Below are 17375 nucleotides of genomic sequence, written 5' to 3'. Positions count from 1 at the left end.
ATGGCCCTTGATGTTGGGCCCGCGACGCACGGCCGCCGGCACAGTTTCCGCCTTGCCCTCCGGATGGCGCGCCGGGACATCAGCCGGCACCGCGGCCGCTCCCTGCTGATCATCGTCCTGATCCTGCTGCCCGTCGCCGGAATGACCGGCGCCGCGGCACTGGCGCAAAGCATGCAGGAAACCCCGGCGGAACGGGTGCAGTACCAGCTGGGCAGCACGCAGGCGCGGTTCCGCAACATGCACGCCTCCAACGCCGAGACGGTGCAGGATCCCGTGCTTGAGACGGCAACCATGACGCGGAACTTCACCGCCGATCCGGACTTCACGCCGCGGAATCCGCGGGATGCCATTCCCGCCGGCTACGAAGTTCTCACCGAAACCCAGCTGACGCTTACCGTCCGTGCCGGTGCGTCCCGGACCGGTGCGTCCCAGACCAGTGCGTCCCAGGGCGGGGCGTCCGATGTCCCGGTGATGGCCAAGGCCGTCGACGCCCTGAACCCCGCCTTCACCGGCAAATACACGCTTTTGGACGGCAGGCCCGCCGCCGCTGACGACGAAATCCTCGTCTCACCAGGGGCGCTGGAACGGTTCGGGATCCGTCTCGGGGACAGGCTTACGACGGCGGACGGTACCTTCGCCGTCGTCGGCACCCTCCGGGATGCCACCTACTCGGACGGCAACCCCATCCTGTTCCTCAGGCCCGGACAGGCCGCGATGGGCAGCCCGGCCGCTCCGGGGAATCCGCTCGGCGAAACGATGTACTACCTCGTGGGGCCAAAACCCGTCCAATGGGACCAGATCCGTGACCTGAACAGGGACGGCATCGCGGTGCTGTCCCGCGCCGTGGCACTCGACCCGCCGGTCCCGTCGGGCGCAGCCACCGGCTCCGAAGCCATGCCCGGCGCCGGCTACGTCGCCGGCGTGCTGATCGGGACACTTGCCCTGCTCGAAGTGGGGCTCCTGGCCGGGGCAGCCTTTGCCGTGGGCGCCAAGCGGCAGGTCCGCGAGCTCGCGCTGCTGGCCGCCAGCGGCGCCGAAGCACCCACAGTCCGGGCGGTGGTGACCGCCGCCGGGCTGTGGCTTGGGGCCATCGCGGTGGCCGCCGGCGCCGTGCTGGGTGCCGGCGGTGCCGCCGCAGTGGTGGCGGTAGCCAGGCACCTGGGTTCCGTCCGCTTTCCCGGCTTCCACCTGGACATGCTGCCCACCGTTGCAGCCATGGCCATGGGCCTGCTGGCATGTTTCCTGGCCGCGGTGGTTCCGGCACGGCAGGTTGCGCGGCAGGCGGTGCTTGGGGCCTTGAAGACGGGCCGCGCACCGGCTGTTTCCGGTCCCTGGCCGGCGCGGGTGGGAGCCCTGCTGCTGGTTGCGGCCGTCACCTGCCTCGCGGCCGGGCGAACGCTGGGGATGACAGGTGACCTGGACGCCATCGCGGCCCGGACCCCCGCTGGTGGCGGCGTTGCTCACCGCCGGCGCGGTCCTGGCGGTGGCGGCCCTGGTGCTGCTCACCGGGACGTTCGTGAAAATCCTGACCGCACGCACCGCCTGGCTGCCGCTGCCGCTGCGGATGGCCGCCCGTGACTCTGCCAGGAACAGGAGCCGCACCGTGCCCGCCGTGGCGGCGGTCCTCGCCGCGGCTACGCTGGCCAGTGCCGCGATGGTCCTCTCGGCCAGCCAGATGGCGGAGGCCAAGCGTACGCACATGTGGGCTGCGCAGGAAAACCAGGTCTCCCTGCCGCTGGAAACCGCGCCGGTCCAATCACCGGGGACGGCGCCCGCACCCGATATTGACCCGGCCGCCGTAGACGCGGCGCTGCGGCGGGAGCTCAGCACCGTGCAGTGGACGCAGGTCCTGAAAGGCCCGGTGCTGAGCAAGTGTGACATGCAGGCGTCCACCGGTGGGTCCAGTCCCGCCAGCAACGCCGGAGCGGACTGCCGGCAATACAAGCTTGCCGTGCCGGCAGCCAACGAATGCCCTGCCACCCCGCAGGGCCGCGTCCTGGACGGGCAGGACTGGCGGTGCAACGGATCCATGTCTGCCGCCGGTTCCGCCGGCCAGCTTCCGCCGTTGGTGGTTGGCGGAGTGGACGAGCTCCGGGCTCTGCTGGGCCGGGAACCCAGCCCTGCCGCGGTGGATGCACTGAACAGCGGGGGAATGGTGGTCAGCAACCCGGTCTTCGAAAAGGACGGGAGGACCACGCTGCAGTCCTATGACGTGCGCCAGCCCGTTCCCGGCCCTGGTTCCGCAGTTGCCTACAAGCCCCTGAACAACAAAGAGCTGCCGGCAATCGTGGAGGCGCCGGACGTGCCGGTCCCGTTCTACGGTGTCATTCCTCCTGAAACCGCGTCCAGGCTGGGCATCCACGTCGGCAACTCCGTGCTGCTCGCCCAGCTGTCCGCCTACCCGGAAGCCGCTGAACAGGACAGGGCGTCCGCGGCACTGGCGCAGGTCTACCGGATCCAGGCGATGGGCTTCTACGTTGAGCCGGGAGCGGACCGCACCGGGTCCGAACTGCTGTGGCTGATCGTTGGCACCAGCGCACTCATCACGCTCAGCGCGGCCGGCATCACCACGGGCCTGGCGCTCGCCGATGCCAGGGCGGACCACATGACGCTGGCCGGGGTCGGCGCGCCGCCGCGGCTGCGGAAGGCGCTGGCCGGAGCACAGTCGCTGATGACCGCGTCGCTTGGGACCTCGCTGGGAGTGGCCGCCGGGGTGGTGCCTGCAGTCCTGCTTATCGGGGCCACCCGGATGTTTGCAGAGCCGGTCGTCCCGTGGATGCCGCTGCTGGCCCTGCTCGTTGCCGTGCCGCTGACCGGCAGTGGCCTGGCCTGGATCTTCGCGCGTGCCCGCCTGCCGGTGTCCCGGCGAAGTCCCGGCACCTGACCGCCGGTATCGGCCCGGCAGCCCGCCGCTTACCGCGGCATCGGGACCGCTCGTCGATTCCTCCGGCACCACCGCTCAAAAGCCAAGGGTGAGGCCCTGCCGGTTGGTAGGGTGCCCGTGGCACACTCCGTGCCAGCTGGGAATCTCAAGGAGGAGACATGGGCACCATGCCTGAGGACGGGACCCGAACGGCGGACGGGGAACTGGATCCCGCCGACGAAGCGCTGCCGCCGGCGTCGGTTGATGACGCGGTCCGCGACGCCGAGGAGCGCAGATGGACCCCTGCGAAGATCGCCCTCTGGGTAGCCATCGCACTCCTGGGCGGTGTGGCCTGGTTCATGCTGGCCATCGTCAGGGGCGAAACCGTCAACGCCATCTGGTTCGTGTTTGCCTCGGTGTGCACCTACCTCATCGGCTACCGCTTCTACTCGAAGGTCATCGAGCGCTATCTGCTCAAGCCGGACGACCGCCGCGCCACACCGGCAGAGTACAAGGCTGACGGCAAGGACTACGTCCGCACCGACCGCAATGTCCTCTTCGGCCACCACTTCGCCGCCATCGCCGGTGCCGGCCCGCTCGTGGGACCCGTCATCGCTGCCCAGATGGGGTACCTCCCCGGCACCATCTGGATCATCATCGGCGTCGTCCTTGCCGGTGCCGTCCAGGACTACCTGGTCATGTTCTTCTCCATGCGCCGCGGCGGCCGTTCCCTCGGCCAGATGGCGCGGGAGGAACTCGGCGTCATCGGCGGCACCGCCGCCCTGGTGGCAACCCTGCTGATCATGGTGATCATCGTCGCGATCCTGGCGCTCGTCGTCGTCAATGCCCTGGGCGAGAGCCCGTGGGGCGTCTTCTCCGTGGGCATGACCATCCCGATCGCGCTGTTCATGGGCGTGTACCTGCGGTACCTGCGTCCGGGCAAGGTCATGGAGGTGTCCATCATCGGCTTCGTTCTGCTGATGGCGGCGATCATCGGCGGCGGTGCCGTGGCCGGCACCGAATGGGGTGCGGCGTTCTTCCACCTGGACAAGGTCACCATCGCGTGGGGCCTGATCGTCTACGGCTTCATCGCGGCCATCCTGCCCGTGTGGCTCCTGCTCGCACCGCGTGACTACCTCTCCACGTTCATGAAGATCGGCGTCATCGCGATGCTGGCCGTGGCCATCATCGTGGTGCGCCCCGAAATCACCGTTCCGGCGTTCAGCGAGTTCGCCGGCCGCGAGAACGGTCCGGTCTTCTCCGGCGCCCTGTTCCCCTTCCTGTTCGTCACCATCGCCTGCGGTGCGTTGTCCGGCTTCCACGCCCTGATCTCTTCCGGCACCACGCCGAAGCTCATCGAGAAGGAGCGGCAGACCCGCTTCATCGGCTACGGCGGCATGCTGATGGAATCCTTCGTGGCCATCATGGCGCTCGTCGCCGCGATTTCGATCGACCGCGGCATTTACTTCGCCATGAACGCCCCTGCGGCCCTGACCGGCGGAACCGTGGAGACGGCTACGCAGTGGGTCAACGGACTGGGCCTGGCCGGCGTCAACATCACCCCCGACGTCCTGGCGGAGACCGCCTCGAACGTGGGTGAGGAGAGCATCGTCTCGCGCTCCGGCGGCGCGCCAACGCTCGCCGTGGGCCTGGCCCACATCATGCAGCAGTTCATTGGCGGCACCGGCATGATGGCCTTCTGGTACCACTTCGCCATCATGTTCGAGGCGCTGTTCATCCTCACCGCGGTCGACGCCGGAACGCGCGTTGCGCGGTTCATGCTGCAGGATTCGATCGGGAACTTTGCCCCGAAGTTCAAGGAGGCATCCTGGCGTCCCGGCGCGTGGCTTTGCACGGCCATCATGGTGGGTGCCTGGGGCGCGGTGCTCCTGATGGGCGTCACCGACCCGCTGGGCGGCATCAACACGCTGTTCCCGCTCTTCGGCATCGCCAACCAGCTGCTGGCCGCGATCGCCCTGGCGGTGTGCATGGCCATCGCGGCCAAGCGCGGCTCCTTCAGATACCTGTGGATCGTCGCCGTGCCACTGGCCTTCACCGCCGTCGTTACCATCACGGCGAGCATCCACAAGATCTTCTCCTCGGTCCCGGCGGTGGGGTACTTCGCGAACAACGCCGCCTTCAGCAAGGCGCTGGCCGACGGGAAGACCTCCTTCGGCACGGCCAAGACCACGGCGGCCATGGAGGCGGTGGTCCGCAACACCATGATCCAGGGCTGGCTGTCCGTAATCTTCGTGGTCCTGAGCATCATTGTCATCGTCACAGCCGTGGTGGCTACCGTGAAGGCCTTCCGGAACACGACGGCGGGGATCCCCAACGCCAACAACGAGGACCGGCCACGTCCCTCGCGGGTCTATGCGCCCGCCGGGCTGATCCCTACCGCCGCCGAGCGCGAGCTCATGGCGGAGTGGAACAAGCTGCCCGCTGACCTGCGCATCGAGCGGGCAGGACATCACTGATGAGTGCCAACGCGGGATCGGGCGGCATGCTGCATCCGGTGGCCCAGGCCTTCCGCGGCTTCTCGCGGTACCTGCAGGGGGTCATGGGGGCTGACGCCTACCGGAAATACCTGGAGCACCATGCGGCGGCCGGCCACGGCACGCCGCCCATGGACGAGCGTGCGTTCTGGCGGGACCGGACGGACCGCCAGGATACCAACCCGCAGGGAAGGTGCTGCTGACCATGGCTGTTCTGCCGGCCGGATTCGTCGTGCGCAGGATCCGGCCGGCAGAGGCCGCCGCACTTGTCTCGCTGGCGGCCACGGACAACCTGTTTGACGAGGACCCGGGGACCGCGCCGTCGGGGGATTTGGACCCCGACGGCGCCCGGGACTTCCTCGCCGACCCGTCTGTTCTCTTCTGGCTGGCAGAGGCCGGGGGACAGACCGTGGGTTTCCTGCACGGCTGCATCCAGCGGCGCCGGACGCCCGGCCCCTGGGCGGAGGTGCTGCTGATGGAGATGGGAACCCACGCCGCGTGGCGCCGAAGGGGTATAGGGCGGGCACTCATTGCGGAGATGGAGGCCTGGATGAGGGGCAACGGGGTGGCGGAAGTGTGGGTTCCGGCCAACACGTACGCCGTCGGCTTCTACCGCAAATGCGGTTTCGCTACGGACGAAGGCGAAATCCTGGTCAAGGAGCTTCATTGACTGGACTCCGCATTCCGGGCCCGTGAGAGTATGAACGCATGAGCGATCCCGAAGACACTCCACCCACCCAGGCGGCCGGTCCGCAGGCCGCCGTCCAGCCCGGCGAGCCGGGCGTTCAGCCCGCAGCTCAGCAGGCCGCGGAGCCTTCCGTGCCCTCTTCCGTGCCGCAGGAGGACGAGGAGCCTGTGGAGGGCACCACACTGGATGCGGGGGCTTCCGACGGCCCTGCCGACGCCGGCAAGCCCAAACATGCCAGCCTGCAGGACCTCGTGGATGAACCTGCCAAGGTGATGCGGATCGGCACCATGATCCGGCAACTGCTTGAAGAGGTGAAGTCGGCGCCCCTGGACGACGCCGCCCGGGGCCGCCTTGCGGAGATCCACGAGCGTTCCATCAAGGAGCTTGAGGACGGCCTGGCACCGGAACTGGTGCAGGAGCTGGAACGGATCAGCCTGCCCTTCCCGGAGGACGGCACGCCCTCGGACGCCGAACTGCGGATCGCCCAGGCCCAGCTGGTGGGCTGGCTGGAAGGCCTGTTCCATGGCATCCAGACGGCGATCGCCGCCCAGCACGCAGCCCGGGAACACACGATGGCCCAGATGCAGCTCCGGCAGCTTCCGCCAGGGACCGTCATCGCCCCCGGCGTCGTCATTGGCGAAAACGGCGAGCCGCAGCGTGCCAAGGCACCCCAGCCCGGCGCCGACCCGCTGCACCCGGGCCGAAAGGAAGACTCCGACCACGGCCCCGGCCAGTACTTGTAGGCCTCTTTGGGATTTTTCACGGCCGCCCGCCAAGGGCGGAAAGACGACGCCGAACTTGGCAAGGGCTTATGGCGCCGCGCCCACGACCGGTTCCACCGCGGCCTGGACCGGTACCACCAGGTGCTCGAGGGTGTGGAGGACGACCAGCTCTACGCAGAGCTGGTCGACATAGCCAACCAGCTGGCGGGCCTCTCCGGCCGTGTCCGGGAGATCTGCGTTGAGGCGCAGCGGCGGTCGCCCAGCGACGGCCTGGATATTCCGCACGCCCTGTCAGGTGTTCACCGCTCGCTGTCCAAGGCGGGCAACTCGCTGGCCGCCACCGCCGAGGCGGCCGCGATGCTCCGTCTCGCCGTGGGGCCGGTGCCCGTTGGCGCGGCATCCGTCTGGCGCCGGGCGGAAACTGTGTTTGAGCAAGTGGCCGACGCCGAGCGGCTCCTTTCGGAGTCCTGACCGGCCGGGGTTTTCTTTGCGCCGAAATATTCCCCGTGACACGGCGTTACGCGGCTAGCTTAGCTTCGTCATATTCCGTGCGCTTCAAGTTTGATTGTTGGCAGGATGGACAAATGACTTCTTCACCAATACTGACATTCAATGACGGCAACACCATTCCCCAGCTGGGCTACGGGGTGTGGCAGGTTGAAGACGACGTAGCCGAGAAGGTCGTCTTTCAGGCGTTTCAGGCCGGGTTCCGCCACATCGACACCGCCAAGATCTACGGCAACGAATCCGGTGTAGGCCGGGCGATTGCCAGTTCCGGGCTGTCGCCGGAGGAAATCTTTATCACCACCAAGCTGTGGAACGCCGACCAGGGCTACGAATCGACGCTCGCCGCGTTCGAGGAGTCGCTGGAGCGCCTGGGTCTTGAAACCCTGGACCTCTACCTGATCCACTGGCTCCAGCCCAAGCAGGACAAGTACGTGGACACCTGGAAGGCGCTGATCGAACTGCAGAAGCGCGGCAGGGTGAAGTCCATTGGCGTCTCCAACTTCACCGTCGAGGGCCTGCAACGGATCATCGACGAGACCGGCGTGGTTCCGGCCATCAACCAGGTGGAACTGCACCCCTACTTCAGCCAGTCCGAGCTGCGGAACTTCAATGCGTCCCAGGGCATCCTGACCCAGGCCTGGTCTCCGCTGGGCCAGGGCGGGGAGCTCCTGGCGGACCCGGTTATCGCGGGCATCGCACAAAAGCACCGTGCCACCGCAGCTCAGGTGGTCATCGCTTGGCACCTCGCCATCGGTAACGTCGTCATCCCCAAATCCGTCACCGAGTCCAGGATCCGTGAGAACTTTGACGCCCTGAACGTCACGCTGGACGCCGGGGACGTTGAAGCCATCAACGGACTGGATCGCACCGCGGACGGAACCGGCAGGATCGGCCCGGACCCGGCCGTCTCCGACTTCGCCTGACAGTCAGGTAACCGCCGAGAGGCCCCGCTCCGCCTGCCCGCGCGGACGGCGGGGCCTCTCCGCGTTTGGGCAGCCCCGGCCGGGCGGGGCCTTGCCGGCGTCAGGCGGCGAGCTGCTCCTGCTGGACTGCTACGGCGTCGACGACGGCCCAGCAGTCTTCGCCGGTGATGCTGCGGCTGGCGAAGCGCTCTGCAGCCGCCACAGTATCGAAGACCTCGGTGCGGATCCGGCCGCAGTCGGCGTCGAAGTACGTTACGTGGAATTCCTGATTATTTTCCATGGCTCCATCGTGCAACCGGGGTCTGACATTTTTGGCAGTTCAGTCCGGCGTGTTGCGCAGCCGCAGCACGCGTTCCTTGGCCAGCACCGCCGACCGCTCGCTTTTTTCCGCTGCCCGGGCGTACTGCTTCGCTTCAGCGGCTGCGGTCTCGCGTTCCTTGCGTGCGGCATCCAGTGAAAGCTCCAAGGCACGGAGCCGCTGCCGGGCGTCGTTGACTTCGGCTGTGAGCCGGACGAAGTCTGCCGCGGCTTCCTCCTGGGCCCGGGCGCGGCGCGCTGCCTCGTCTGCGGCATCAGCAGCCGCTTCCTCCGCTTCCGCCAGCGCTGCCTGCGCCTTCTCCAGCAGCGACGGCGTGACCGGGCGGGGAGCGGTGCGGACGGCTCGGAGGCGCGGCTTCTCCTGATCCACCGCGTCGGGGCCGGCGTCGGCGCCCGCCCGCGCCGCGGCTTTTGACGGCTGGCTCCGGTCACGCCGTCCGGCCGGGGCAGTCGTGGCGGATGGCTCCTGCCGGTGGCCTTTCGGTGCCCCGCCAGCCGGGCGTGGCGCCCCGCCAGCGGGACGCTGTGCATCAGCGGGCCGCTGGGGCGGGAGCGGCCGGGGTGGCAGCTTTCCGAGCGCGGACGGAACCGCTACGGCGTCACTGAGATCAACCTGGTCAACGCCGTCGGCGGACAGCCCGCGAAGCAACAAACCGCTTTCGACGGCGGCGGCAGCCGCCAGGTCCGCCGTGGCCGCCCGCAGTGTCTCTTCCACCTCGGTGGCAACTGCGCCGCTTACCTTCCGGCCCTGCTTTTCAGCGGCCAGCCGAGCTTCACCGACAGCGGTGCCGAGGAGTTTCCGACGTTCCTTGGCAAGCTCCCTTAGGGTCGAAGCGTCGAGTGATGCCTGAGCCTCCTGCATGGTCTCACCGAGAGCCCGTAGCTGCTGAACGGCGTCGGGGCTGTGGTGTGCCAGCATATTGACGGTCCAGGCGGCCACGGAAGGCTTGGGCAGGGTCCGGATTGCCTGCGCAAGGGGCTTGTTGGATGCCGCGGCATCTTTGGCGGCAGCAGTGCGGGCGGCGATGAACTCGTCGAAGGGAAGCGCGTACAAAGCCTGTGCGGCACGCGCCAGTTCCTCCTCCATGACTGCCATCATATGTACTGGCGAGCAGGTTTCAGCATGCCCTCGCACGGGCAGCGCTCTGGCGGGCGCGTCGGCCTGGGGCTGTTCCGCCCTAGTGGGCCGCCAGCCTGCCGCGCTGGCGGTCGTGCCACCTGTCCAGCAGGTGGTGGTACAGCCCGAGGACAGCCTTGTAGAGGCCAACGGCCGTGGCGTTGATGAGTAGAACAATCACCTGTACGGCGCCGGCCCCGAGCAGAAGCAGGCCGAGAACAGCGAGCGCCGGCAGAAACATAACAAAAACGGCTATCGCCACCGCGATGTAGCCGAGGGCGTAGCTGACGATTGTCGCCTGGTCCACAGAAATCCCACCACAACCAGCTCAAGGAACTCCGGATGCTGCGATCCCCTCCGCAGCTAGGGTGATGTGGTCCCCGGCTGCTCCTGCAGCCGGGGACCACTTAGCGGGAATAGGATCCGCACGCTGATGATGCTGCACCTGCACACTATGCGCTGTGGCGTTCTCTGAAAGCTCTCCGCCCAATAAGCAGCTTTGCGTTTACCGGTATCCCGTCCCGGTCCATGAGGCGTTAATTGGCTGCCGGGGACCCCCTCCTTGACCTCAGTTTCCGATGTTGGCTGATACCGATTTTTATAGCACCACCCCAACAGGACTGACAAGAGAAATTTCGGGCCACGCGCATCGGACGCTTGCCAGCTACTAAGCATGCTGATTAACTCATCTCTATAGCTGGTGCCACACCCGCGGTGCCTGTCTGGTGGAAAGGAAAGTGCGTCATGGGAATTCTTGGATTTCTCCTGCTCGGTCTGATTGCGGGGGCCATTGCAAAAGCCATTCTTCCCGGGAGGCAGGGCGGCGGTTGGATAGTCACCCTCGTCTTGGGCGTCGTCGGGGCCATCCTTGGCGGCTGGATCGGCTCGCTGATCTTCGGTGGTGGCTTGGGTGACTTCTTCGACCTCAGGACCTGGCTGTTGTCCATCCTCGGAGCTGTCATTGTGTTGCTGATCTACGGCGCCGTCACACGCAGAAGCCGCGTCTGACCTGAAGCCATAACACAGGGATCTATTGGTGGGGTCGGCCCAAACAAGGGCCGGCCCCACTGGTTCCGGTTTTCCCGCAGCCAAACGGGGATGCTGGAAGCGACGGTACTGACTCAGGGGACAGTGCCTATCGAAAGAGCAGTCGGGGAAAGGTTCGCGGCCGGGCAGGAGGTGCACGTGACGTACGCTTCAGAGGATTGGACGATGCGCCGTCAGGTAATGGACGTCATCATCGATGTACTTTCTGCGGTTGCCACCGGCCCCGACGTGCGCACCAGCCTGCTGCGCCACCTCGAGGAAAACCCGGGCAGTCCGGAGCGGGCCCTGCTGGCCCACCTGTCCGACCGGAACATCGCCGACGACGTCGCGTAGCGACTTCCGGCCGAAGAGGGCGGCTAACGCCGCGCCCGGAGTGCACCCCGCAGCGCAAGCCCGACGGCCGATACCAGCGGTACCAGGCAAGCCGTCAGCGACAGTGGATTCGGACGGAAAGTCAGCCGGCCGCCGTCGTCGTGGGTATATACGCCAAGGGGGAAGACGAATCCGCCTCCCCCGCCACCGGAGCCGGCTCCCTCCGGATCACCGCCTTCGGTGCCGCCGCCAAACCCGAAGGAAACCAGTGCAACGGGAACGATCTCTTTCCCGTCCAGCCGGATCGGATCTCCGTAAGCCCTTGAAACGCCCACGTTCCTGAAGCTTTCAGTGAGGGACTTCATCGCGTCTGCCATGGGCCCACTCTAGGCGACCCTCGCAACAAAGGATCGGGTGCAGGCGGCCCCAGGGAAGCTGCGATTCTCAGGACCAGAAATCGGCGGCCTTGGCGGTGTCCTCCGGGAATTCGTAAACCTCGCTGACTTTGCCGTCCTTGAGTGCGAAGACGATAACGGCGCGCTGGTCGATGGCTGCGCCGTTGCGTTGCGCGTGCACGCGCTGGAAGCCAACCGTATGGTTGTCCCCGCCGATCAGATCATCCAGGTCGACCTTGATCGTGCCGTCGGAGCGGGTAAACAGTTCGCCGAAGTACGCGATGATCGCGTCCAGGCCCTGCTTGTCACCGGACAGCCCGCCGCTGCCCCCGAGATGCCAGACGGCGTCCGCCGCGAACAGCCCGCGGAGGGTGTCCATGTCACCTGCACCGAAAGCGTCGTAACCCCGCTGCACCAAATCAACATCTTCCAGGGCTCCCATTTTTGCCACCTCACCGTCGTCGTTGTCGGGTCCCAGCGAGGAAAGGTTAAGCCCGCGCCGGGACCGTGTCGATGGTCAGTTGCTAGCCGCACCCGGGCCCGCGGCATCAGCGGCTCCGCGGAGTCCGAAACTTCCGCACTTATCAGGACGCGAAGTGAAAATCGCAGTAAATTTTCTCCATCGAAAGGCCGATTCGCCGGTTTAGGCCCCTACGATGGGCTCGTCTCATAACTCAGAACCCGTGGGGGGAACCAGTGAGCTATCAGCAATATCCACAGCAGCAGGCCTATCAGGGAGGAACCGGCGAACCGCCGCTTTGGGCCCCTTACTACGGGGCGCCCTTGCCCGCAGCGGTCCGCAGGTTCTTCAAGAAGTACGCCACGTTCTCGGGCCGTGCCAGCCGGAGTGAGTACTGGTGGTGGCTGCTCGTCGCAGTCGTGGTCGGCATCATCATCAACGTCATCACGGGTGCAGGGGGAACAACCGTGGCCGCAGACGGTTCGCCCGTTCCCGGTCCGGGCGCCACGGTGGGCCTCATCCTTGCCATTGTTTGGGGACTGGCGACCATCGTGCCGTCCCTCGCCTTGACTGCCCGGCGCCTGCACGATGTGAACCTGAGCGGCTGGTTTGTGCTGCTGGGTATCGTGCCGTTCCTTGGGGCGGTAGCACTGTTGGTCCTGACGATCCTTCCGTCCAAGCCCGAAGGGCAGCGGTTCGACGCGCCGAACGCCTGAACGCAGACGGCCCTGCCGTAAGGAGCCCGCCGACGACGGACCACCCGTCCGCCCCGGCGGGTTCCTTTTTGCCCCGTACGGGGCAGCAGGCGAGCCTGCCGGACATTGACACCGGCTACGGATAGCCCTATGTTATCGATTGTCGTTATTAACGAGTTTCGATAACTGGGGGACTGATGAAAGTTACCAAGCACGCCATTCCGGATGCACGGCGCAAGATGTTCGTGACCAGGACGGATGCGCTTTTTCTGATGGTTGCCTCGTCCGCCGCAGCGGTCACGACGACGGCGTTCACGGTGACTGGCATCGTGGATTCCTCGGCCGGGCAGGTAACGCTGACGCTTCCGGTGGCGACGCCGCGCCAAACGGTGTCCGGATTGTCGCTGGGTGCTTCCGGCCACTACACGGCCCTGGATGCGACAATTCCGGTGCTTCCCTCCGGCCCGGCCGCGCTGCTGGCATGGGCGGAGGCGCTAAACGAGCTAGGTATCCTTGCCGTTCTGGCGCTGGTCTTTCTGCTGGCCCGCCGGCTCCGGAGCCAAATTCTCTTCACACCTGGTTCTGACTGGCTCGTTGGTACCGGGGGAGTGGTCCTCGCGCTGGCCGGGACGGCGGGGCAGATCCTCGACTCCATTGCCCGGAGCCGCCTGGCAGAACTGATCGGAGTCAATGGGCATGTGCCGGGGGAGCCCTACCTCTTCTCCTTGGACTTCAACGCCGCGCCGCTGGTGCTGGGCATCGCCCTGCTTCTTGTGGCCGGGGTCTTCCAGTTTGGCCGCCGGCTGCAGAAGGACACCGAGGGCCTGGTCTGATGCCGGCGGACGAAGCCTCAGGAATCCATTGCCGGCTCGACGAGCTGCTGGCGGACCGCGGGATGACACTGACCGAACTGAGCAAGCGGGTCGGGATCAGCCTGGTGAACCTGTCGGTGCTGAAAAACGACAGGGCCAAAGCGATCAGATTCTCCACTTTGACTGCTATCTGTGACGCCCTGGGCTGCCAGGTCGGGGACCTTCTGGTCACGTCAGGCGGCACCGCTGGCATTCCCTGAAGCCAATCACCTGCAGGGTCTGGACACAGGACGCCACCGGACCTACCGTTCAGGTGGCGGTTGCTGTGCGGAACGACGGCGGCTGCCGAGGGCCCGTAATCGGGCCACCCGTAACGACAGGAGGAAGCAGATGGAAACTGTTGAAGAGACCGTTGATGTCGCAGTTCCGGTCCATACGGCCTATAACCAGTGGACGCAGTTCGAATCATTTCCGCAGTTCATGTCCGGCGTGGAATCCGTAACCCAGCTGAGCAACACCACCAATCACTGGGTTACGAAAGTCGGCGGCGTGAAACGGGAATTTGATACCGAAATCGTGGACCAGGAGCCTGATGACCGGATTGCCTGGCGCAGCACCGATGGCAAGTCCCATGCCGGCATCATCAGGTTCACGCCCCTGGACGCCACCCACACCAAAGTGAAGGTCCACTTCGAATGGGCGCCGGAAACCGTCACTGAGAAGGCGGGCGCGGCCCTGCAGATCGACAAAATGCAGGTCAAGTCCGACATGCGCAAATTCAAGGACTTCATCGAATCACGCGGCACCGAAACCGGTGGCTGGCGCGGTGAAGTCGAGGACACAGGCCCCACCGGGCAGTTCTAGAGTGGCCCCGGCCGTGGACCTGCTGCCTGAACAACAGGTCCACGGCCCGTGCACTCACGCGCCGTGGTTCCGTGCACGCCGGCGGCTCGCTATCGCAACGGCGACTGCCTTGGCGGCGGTTCCTGCGCTGGCGTCCTGCACGGCACCCGAGCCACAGGAACCGGGGACGCGCTCTGCTGCACCGCAACCGATAGCGGTGGAGGTGAACCAGTCCCGCGACCAGTACGGAAAACAGGCCATCCAGCTCCTGCTCACCAATGTGTCCGGCGGGTCCCTGACGGTTGCCGCGGCAGAGCTCGCGTCGCCGCTGTTTCAGGGGGACATCGTCTGGGAGCCAGCGGGCGGCGGTCTCGAACTGCCTCCCGGCCAGCCCAAGAGTCTTCCAGCCCGGCTTCCGGCCCCGGCCTGCGGCCGTGGCCAATCGGGCACACAGCAACCAACCCCGCCGCAGTCAACCGCGCAGCAGCCAGTCGCCACCGTGAGATTCTCGGGGCCCGGGCGGGCCGGATTGCGGGAGGTGGCGCACGTCGCCGATGACCCCTTCGGGGTCCTGGAACGGAACAACCAGGAGCTGTGCCTGGCTGCGGCCGCCGCCGCAGTGGCGGACATCGCCCTGGACCGCAGACTTGAGGTGGCCCCGGACTCCCGCACCGCCGTCGTGCGCCTGGTCATCATCCCGAAGGAAAGGGGCGGCGCCGGACAGGATGCAGGGCCGATGACCATCGCGGGCATCGGCGGGACCACTCTGATTGCCGAGCCAGTGGAACAGCCGTGGCCGCGGAACGTCCGGATCGCGCAGGGCACGTCACGCACTGAACTGCGTTTGCGGATCCGCCCTGCCCGCTGCGATCCGCACGCCATCGCGGAGGATAAGGTGGGCACCCTGCTGCCCCTGCATGTGAGTGCGGGAGGACGTGAAGGACAGCTGAAGATCGCGGCCGGCACGGCGCTGCGCGCGGAGATCTATGACTTCGTGACGGCGGCGTGCGCGCGTGGCTGAAGCAGGCAGAAGGGCCGCAACCGGGGGAAGGCCTACCGGTCGGGGCGGCGCCGGCTGGCGAAGGCCTCCTGCAGCTCCGGCAGGTGCAGGTCGATGTCCCGCGCCACGCCTGCGGCAGCGGCCAGGTCAGCGGCCATCAGGGCCTTCTCCAGCCGGCTGCACAGGTGGCTCATCCGCAGGGGCCAGCCATGGACGACGCCGTCCGCAGGCTGAGGGCGGCATCCATCGCCATCTCACGGTGCCCGACGCCGATACTCCGGACGATGCGGTCAACGCGCTGCGTGAGCAGGGCCGTGTAATTGTCCGCGAAGGCCTCGGCGGCCGCCGTCGAGCAATCCTCCGCCAGGTCCCGGAGGTGCCGCCCGTCCAGGGTCGGCTGGGGCGCGTCAGCCTGCGGCCGGTGTTTTTGCACCGCCGGCCCCGTTCCCGGACCCGTCAGCAGCCTCGGGGCCCTTCCGCCAGATCCTGGCCAGCATTCGCAAGACCAGTACCCCGGGAACCCCGTAGGTCAGGGCCATCAGCACCGCCGGTTCGCGTAGTGCCTGGATTGCTGTTCCGCTCAGCAGCGGCTGGCCCTTGGCTGGGGCCGCGGGGACGGGTCCCCGGGCCGCCGGCGCTGCTGCTGTCATGGCTTGCTGCCTTACGAATGGGCCCCCTCCGCCGCGGTTCTGGGGCCAGACGACGGAGGGGACGTGTGTGGGTTATTTGTTGGCACGGGATGGCCGGGTGGCGGTGAAGATCGCGGACGTGGCGGCTCTGCCGGCTGCGGAGTTCAGGTTGCGACCCATGATGGCGAACGTCCGTTCTTGAGGGAGTCCGGCGGGCGGACTTCGGGTAACCGGTCTTCCGTGCCGGTAACGACTACTCTGCCCGCACTGACTCAAGGACTCATCGAGGGCCGATCAATACTGGCTCAAGAAAATTCCCGGGTGCGAATTTACCGGACCCGGGTGCAGCGGATGTTTGCGCCGAGGGGCGCCAAAAGTATGCCCGGGCCTGTCGGCATCTCCGGGCGAAACCAGCAAAAAACCCCGTACCGCCGCCGAACGAGCGACAATACGGGGTTCTTCCCGAGCTTCCTATCAGAATCGAACTGATGACCTTTTCATTACGAGTGAAACGCTCTACCGACTGAGCTAAGGAAGCACCGCACCAATCAGCCGGGAAACCGGCCGGTTCATGCAAGAGACAACTCTAATAGAGTCCCCGCGTCCGGGTCAAAATGAACGACCTGCAGGTTGCGATTGACGTTGGCGGGACGTTCATTCCGCCGTCGGGTCCGGTTCAGGCCCGCATCAGCAAAAGCCGCGATGCTGGAATGAAAAGCGTGGCGCAGCCTGCCTGCGCATTAGCGGCAAAGGAGCTTAACCATGACACCAGAGAGCGCAATCTCCACCGGCAGCGCGGTCCGCACCGCCGTCTCGGCAGATGCGGAGACGGCAGGGCATGGATCGTCAGTCCGGCTCGCGGTGCTGGCCATGGTGGGTACAACCGTGTACGACGGCGGTCTGATGGACCGCGCGATGTCCCGCACGCTGGTGGAACAGGGAGTCGCGGCCGGCTCGGCGCGCTTCGAAGGCATGCTGCGCTACGCGCGGGAGCGTTCCGGCATCTCCCGGATGACCGTTTTCGCCGAACTGTTCCACGATGCCCAGGCGGCGGCCGGCGCCAACAAGAAATTCGAGCTGAACTGCGACGAACTCATAGCCGACGGCGGAGTCCGGGCGGTCCCCGGGGCGGAGGACACCATCGGCTGGCTCCGGGACGCCGGCATCAAGGTCTGCCTGGCCACCGGCTTCGGGCGCCACACCCAGAACATGGTGCTCGAGTCCCTGGGCTGGATGGGCCTGGCGGACCTCAGTCTGTGCCCTGCGGACGCAGGCAGGGGCAGGCCCTTCCCGGACATGGTGCTGACGGCGGTCCTGGCCCTGGACATCGAGGACGTCCGGAAAGTGGCCGTGGTGGGGGACTCCGCCGCGGACATCCATTCCGGTCTCCGTGCCGGGGCATCGGTGGCTGCCGGGGTGCTGACCGGGTCTAACTCCGAGGCATCACTTCGCAACGCAGGCGCCACCGACGTCCTGCCCTCCATCAAGGACTTTCCGGCACTACTGGAGCGCCGCGCTTCCCGGCACTGAGGCGCCGGCAGACTGAGTC

At 66.7% G+C, this 17375-nt stretch carries 23 protein-coding genes and 1 tRNA gene; 15 read left to right on the top strand and 9 right to left on the bottom strand.

The genetic code is table 11. From position 1 onward, the window contains the following. The 7 genes from ABIE00_RS19840 to ABIE00_RS19810 all read left to right on the top strand — a co-directional run bounded on the left by ABIE00_RS19840 (position 1) and on the right by ABIE00_RS19810 (position 8198). Positions 1–1578: an FtsX-like permease family protein gene (locus ABIE00_RS19840; RefSeq protein ID WP_354262388.1), complete on the top strand. Its 1578-nt coding sequence runs from the start codon at positions 1–3 to the stop codon at positions 1576–1578. A 1464-nt stretch (positions 1579–3042) separates the two neighbouring features. Then, positions 3043–5340, top strand: coding sequence for a carbon starvation CstA family protein (locus tag ABIE00_RS19835; RefSeq protein WP_331571811.1), 2298 nt, complete (start codon positions 3043–3045; stop codon positions 5338–5340). Then, the gene (locus ABIE00_RS19830; protein WP_331571809.1) at positions 5340–5561 is read left to right on the top strand and encodes a YbdD/YjiX family protein; all 222 of its coding nucleotides are present in this window, start codon (positions 5340–5342) and stop codon (positions 5559–5561) included. Before ABIE00_RS19835 ends, ABIE00_RS19830 begins: the two co-directional genes overlap by 1 nt. A 2-nt stretch (positions 5562–5563) precedes the next feature. Next, on the top strand, positions 5564–6028 hold the full coding sequence (locus ABIE00_RS19825; RefSeq protein WP_354262387.1) for a GNAT family N-acetyltransferase: 465 nt from the start codon (positions 5564–5566) through the stop codon (positions 6026–6028). Positions 6029–6066: 38 nt separating this feature from the next. Beyond that, positions 6067–6789, top strand: coding sequence for a bacterial proteasome activator family protein (locus ABIE00_RS19820; RefSeq protein WP_354262386.1), 723 nt, complete (start codon positions 6067–6069; stop codon positions 6787–6789). A gap of 6 nt (positions 6790–6795) precedes the next feature. Next, a complete protein-coding gene (locus ABIE00_RS19815; protein WP_354262385.1) occupies positions 6796–7239 on the top strand; it encodes a hypothetical protein in 444 nt (147 codons plus the stop codon). Between the two features lie 113 nt (positions 7240–7352). Beyond that, positions 7353–8198 (top strand): aldo/keto reductase, encoded by an 846-nt coding sequence (locus ABIE00_RS19810; RefSeq protein WP_354262384.1) that lies wholly within the window; start codon positions 7353–7355, stop codon positions 8196–8198. 100 nt (positions 8199–8298) lie between these two features. Here the strand turns inward: ABIE00_RS19810 and ABIE00_RS19805 are convergent, their stop codons facing one another. The 3 genes from ABIE00_RS19805 to ABIE00_RS19795 all read right to left on the bottom strand — a co-directional run bounded on the left by ABIE00_RS19805 (position 8299) and on the right by ABIE00_RS19795 (position 9940). Beyond that, positions 8299–8478, bottom strand: coding sequence for a hypothetical protein (locus ABIE00_RS19805; RefSeq protein WP_354262383.1), 180 nt, complete (start codon positions 8476–8478; stop codon positions 8299–8301). Positions 8479–8517: 39 nt separating this feature from the next. Beyond that, a complete protein-coding gene (locus ABIE00_RS19800) occupies positions 8518–9603 on the bottom strand; it encodes a hypothetical protein (RefSeq protein ID WP_354262382.1) in 1086 nt (361 codons plus the stop codon). A 91-nt stretch (positions 9604–9694) separates the two neighbouring features. Further along, the gene (locus ABIE00_RS19795; RefSeq protein ID WP_354262380.1) at positions 9695–9940 is read right to left on the bottom strand and encodes a hypothetical protein; all 246 of its coding nucleotides are present in this window, start codon (positions 9938–9940) and stop codon (positions 9695–9697) included. Between the two features lie 437 nt (positions 9941–10377). On the opposite strand from ABIE00_RS19795, the gene ABIE00_RS19790 reads away from it, so the two are divergent. After that, a complete protein-coding gene (locus tag ABIE00_RS19790; protein ID WP_003801204.1) occupies positions 10378–10641 on the top strand; it encodes a GlsB/YeaQ/YmgE family stress response membrane protein in 264 nt (87 codons plus the stop codon). Between the two features lie 177 nt (positions 10642–10818). Next, positions 10819–11013, top strand: a complete 195-nt coding sequence (locus tag ABIE00_RS19785; protein ID WP_354262379.1) for a hypothetical protein — start codon at positions 10819–10821, stop codon at positions 11011–11013. A gap of 23 nt (positions 11014–11036) precedes the next feature. On the opposite strand, the gene ABIE00_RS19780 is transcribed toward ABIE00_RS19785, so the two are convergent. Then, entirely contained in the window at positions 11037–11369 is a 333-nt protein-coding gene (locus tag ABIE00_RS19780) for a hypothetical protein (RefSeq protein WP_354262378.1), read from the bottom strand. Between the two features lie 67 nt (positions 11370–11436). After that, on the bottom strand, positions 11437–11829 hold the full coding sequence (locus tag ABIE00_RS19775) for a nuclear transport factor 2 family protein (protein ID WP_354262377.1): 393 nt from the start codon (positions 11827–11829) through the stop codon (positions 11437–11439). 254 nt (positions 11830–12083) lie between these two features. Between ABIE00_RS19775 and ABIE00_RS19770 the strand changes: the two genes are divergently transcribed. The 5 genes from ABIE00_RS19770 (at position 12084) to ABIE00_RS19750 (ending at position 15218) form a co-directional block, all read left to right on the top strand. After that, a complete protein-coding gene (locus ABIE00_RS19770; protein ID WP_354262375.1) occupies positions 12084–12563 on the top strand; it encodes a DUF805 domain-containing protein in 480 nt (159 codons plus the stop codon). Positions 12564–12739: 176 nt separating this feature from the next. Beyond that, a complete protein-coding gene (locus ABIE00_RS19765; RefSeq protein WP_354262374.1) occupies positions 12740–13375 on the top strand; it encodes a hypothetical protein in 636 nt (211 codons plus the stop codon). Further along, entirely contained in the window at positions 13375–13614 is a 240-nt protein-coding gene (locus tag ABIE00_RS19760; RefSeq protein ID WP_354262373.1) for a helix-turn-helix domain-containing protein, read from the top strand. The genes ABIE00_RS19765 and ABIE00_RS19760 overlap by 1 nt, the downstream gene beginning before the upstream one ends. Positions 13615–13744: 130 nt before the next feature. Further along, positions 13745–14218 carry an SRPBCC family protein gene (locus ABIE00_RS19755; protein WP_354262372.1) on the top strand — a complete coding sequence of 158 codons (474 nt, stop codon included), beginning with the start codon at positions 13745–13747 and terminating at the stop codon, positions 14216–14218. Between the two features lie 13 nt (positions 14219–14231). Further along, the gene (locus tag ABIE00_RS19750) at positions 14232–15218 is read left to right on the top strand and encodes a hypothetical protein (protein WP_354262371.1); all 987 of its coding nucleotides are present in this window, start codon (positions 14232–14234) and stop codon (positions 15216–15218) included. A gap of 32 nt (positions 15219–15250) precedes the next feature. Here the strand turns inward: ABIE00_RS19750 and ABIE00_RS19745 are convergent, their stop codons facing one another. The 4 genes from ABIE00_RS19745 to ABIE00_RS19730 form a co-directional block, all read right to left on the bottom strand. Further along, positions 15251–15391, bottom strand: a complete 141-nt coding sequence (locus tag ABIE00_RS19745) for a hypothetical protein (protein ID WP_354262370.1) — start codon at positions 15389–15391, stop codon at positions 15251–15253. Beyond that, on the bottom strand, positions 15388–15630 hold the full coding sequence (locus ABIE00_RS19740; protein ID WP_354262368.1) for a hypothetical protein: 243 nt from the start codon (positions 15628–15630) through the stop codon (positions 15388–15390). The genes ABIE00_RS19745 and ABIE00_RS19740 overlap by 4 nt, the downstream gene beginning before the upstream one ends. Further along, a complete protein-coding gene (locus ABIE00_RS19735) occupies positions 15605–15847 on the bottom strand; it encodes a hypothetical protein (protein WP_354262367.1) in 243 nt (80 codons plus the stop codon). The genes ABIE00_RS19740 and ABIE00_RS19735 overlap by 26 nt, the downstream gene beginning before the upstream one ends. Positions 15848–16291: 444 nt before the next feature. Then, positions 16292–16364: transfer RNA gene (locus tag ABIE00_RS19730), tRNA-Thr, on the bottom strand. 224 nt (positions 16365–16588) lie between these two features. On the opposite strand from ABIE00_RS19730, the gene ABIE00_RS19725 reads away from it, so the two are divergent. After that, positions 16589–17356: an HAD family hydrolase gene (locus ABIE00_RS19725; protein WP_354262365.1), complete on the top strand. Its 768-nt coding sequence runs from the start codon at positions 16589–16591 to the stop codon at positions 17354–17356. The last annotated feature ends 19 nt before the right edge of the window (positions 17357–17375 follow it).

It is taken from the genome of Arthrobacter sp. OAP107 (genome assembly GCF_040546765.1).
In the GTDB taxonomy this organism is placed as follows: Bacteria; Actinomycetota; Actinomycetes; order Actinomycetales; family Micrococcaceae; genus Arthrobacter.
Note: the sequence above shows the minus strand (reverse complement) of the source record. Positions and strands in the feature narration are given on the sequence as shown.

What these genes read in the sequence shown, in the direction of transcription:
- ABIE00_RS19840 (WP_354262388.1), top strand. Translation starts at nt 1, where the DNA reads ATGGCCCTTGATGTTGGGCCCGCGACGCACGGCCGCCGGCACAGTTTC.
- ABIE00_RS19835 (WP_331571811.1), top strand. Translation starts at nt 3,043, where the DNA reads ATGGGCACCATGCCTGAGGACGGGACCCGAACGGCGGACGGGGAACTG.
- ABIE00_RS19830 (WP_331571809.1), top strand. Translation starts at nt 5,340, where the DNA reads ATGAGTGCCAACGCGGGATCGGGCGGCATGCTGCATCCGGTGGCCCAG.
- ABIE00_RS19825 (WP_354262387.1), top strand. Translation starts at nt 5,564, where the DNA reads ATGGCTGTTCTGCCGGCCGGATTCGTCGTGCGCAGGATCCGGCCGGCA.
- ABIE00_RS19820 (WP_354262386.1), top strand. Translation starts at nt 6,067, where the DNA reads ATGAGCGATCCCGAAGACACTCCACCCACCCAGGCGGCCGGTCCGCAG.
- ABIE00_RS19810 (WP_354262384.1), top strand. Translation starts at nt 7,353, where the DNA reads ATGACTTCTTCACCAATACTGACATTCAATGACGGCAACACCATTCCC.
- ABIE00_RS19805 (WP_354262383.1), bottom strand. Translation starts at nt 8,478, where the DNA reads ATGGAAAATAATCAGGAATTCCACGTAACGTACTTCGACGCCGACTGC.
- ABIE00_RS19800 (WP_354262382.1), bottom strand. Translation starts at nt 9,603, where the DNA reads ATGGAGGAGGAACTGGCGCGTGCCGCACAGGCTTTGTACGCGCTTCCC.
- ABIE00_RS19790 (WP_003801204.1), top strand. Translation starts at nt 10,378, where the DNA reads ATGGGAATTCTTGGATTTCTCCTGCTCGGTCTGATTGCGGGGGCCATT.
- ABIE00_RS19780 (WP_354262378.1), bottom strand. Translation starts at nt 11,369, where the DNA reads ATGGCAGACGCGATGAAGTCCCTCACTGAAAGCTTCAGGAACGTGGGC.
- ABIE00_RS19775 (WP_354262377.1), bottom strand. Translation starts at nt 11,829, where the DNA reads ATGGGAGCCCTGGAAGATGTTGATTTGGTGCAGCGGGGTTACGACGCT.
- ABIE00_RS19765 (WP_354262374.1), top strand. Translation starts at nt 12,740, where the DNA reads ATGAAAGTTACCAAGCACGCCATTCCGGATGCACGGCGCAAGATGTTC.
- ABIE00_RS19760 (WP_354262373.1), top strand. Translation starts at nt 13,375, where the DNA reads ATGCCGGCGGACGAAGCCTCAGGAATCCATTGCCGGCTCGACGAGCTG.
- ABIE00_RS19755 (WP_354262372.1), top strand. Translation starts at nt 13,745, where the DNA reads ATGGAAACTGTTGAAGAGACCGTTGATGTCGCAGTTCCGGTCCATACG.
- ABIE00_RS19745 (WP_354262370.1), bottom strand. Translation starts at nt 15,391, where the DNA reads ATGAGCCACCTGTGCAGCCGGCTGGAGAAGGCCCTGATGGCCGCTGAC.
- ABIE00_RS19735 (WP_354262367.1), bottom strand. Translation starts at nt 15,847, where the DNA reads ATGACAGCAGCAGCGCCGGCGGCCCGGGGACCCGTCCCCGCGGCCCCA.
- ABIE00_RS19725 (WP_354262365.1), top strand. Translation starts at nt 16,589, where the DNA reads ATGACACCAGAGAGCGCAATCTCCACCGGCAGCGCGGTCCGCACCGCC.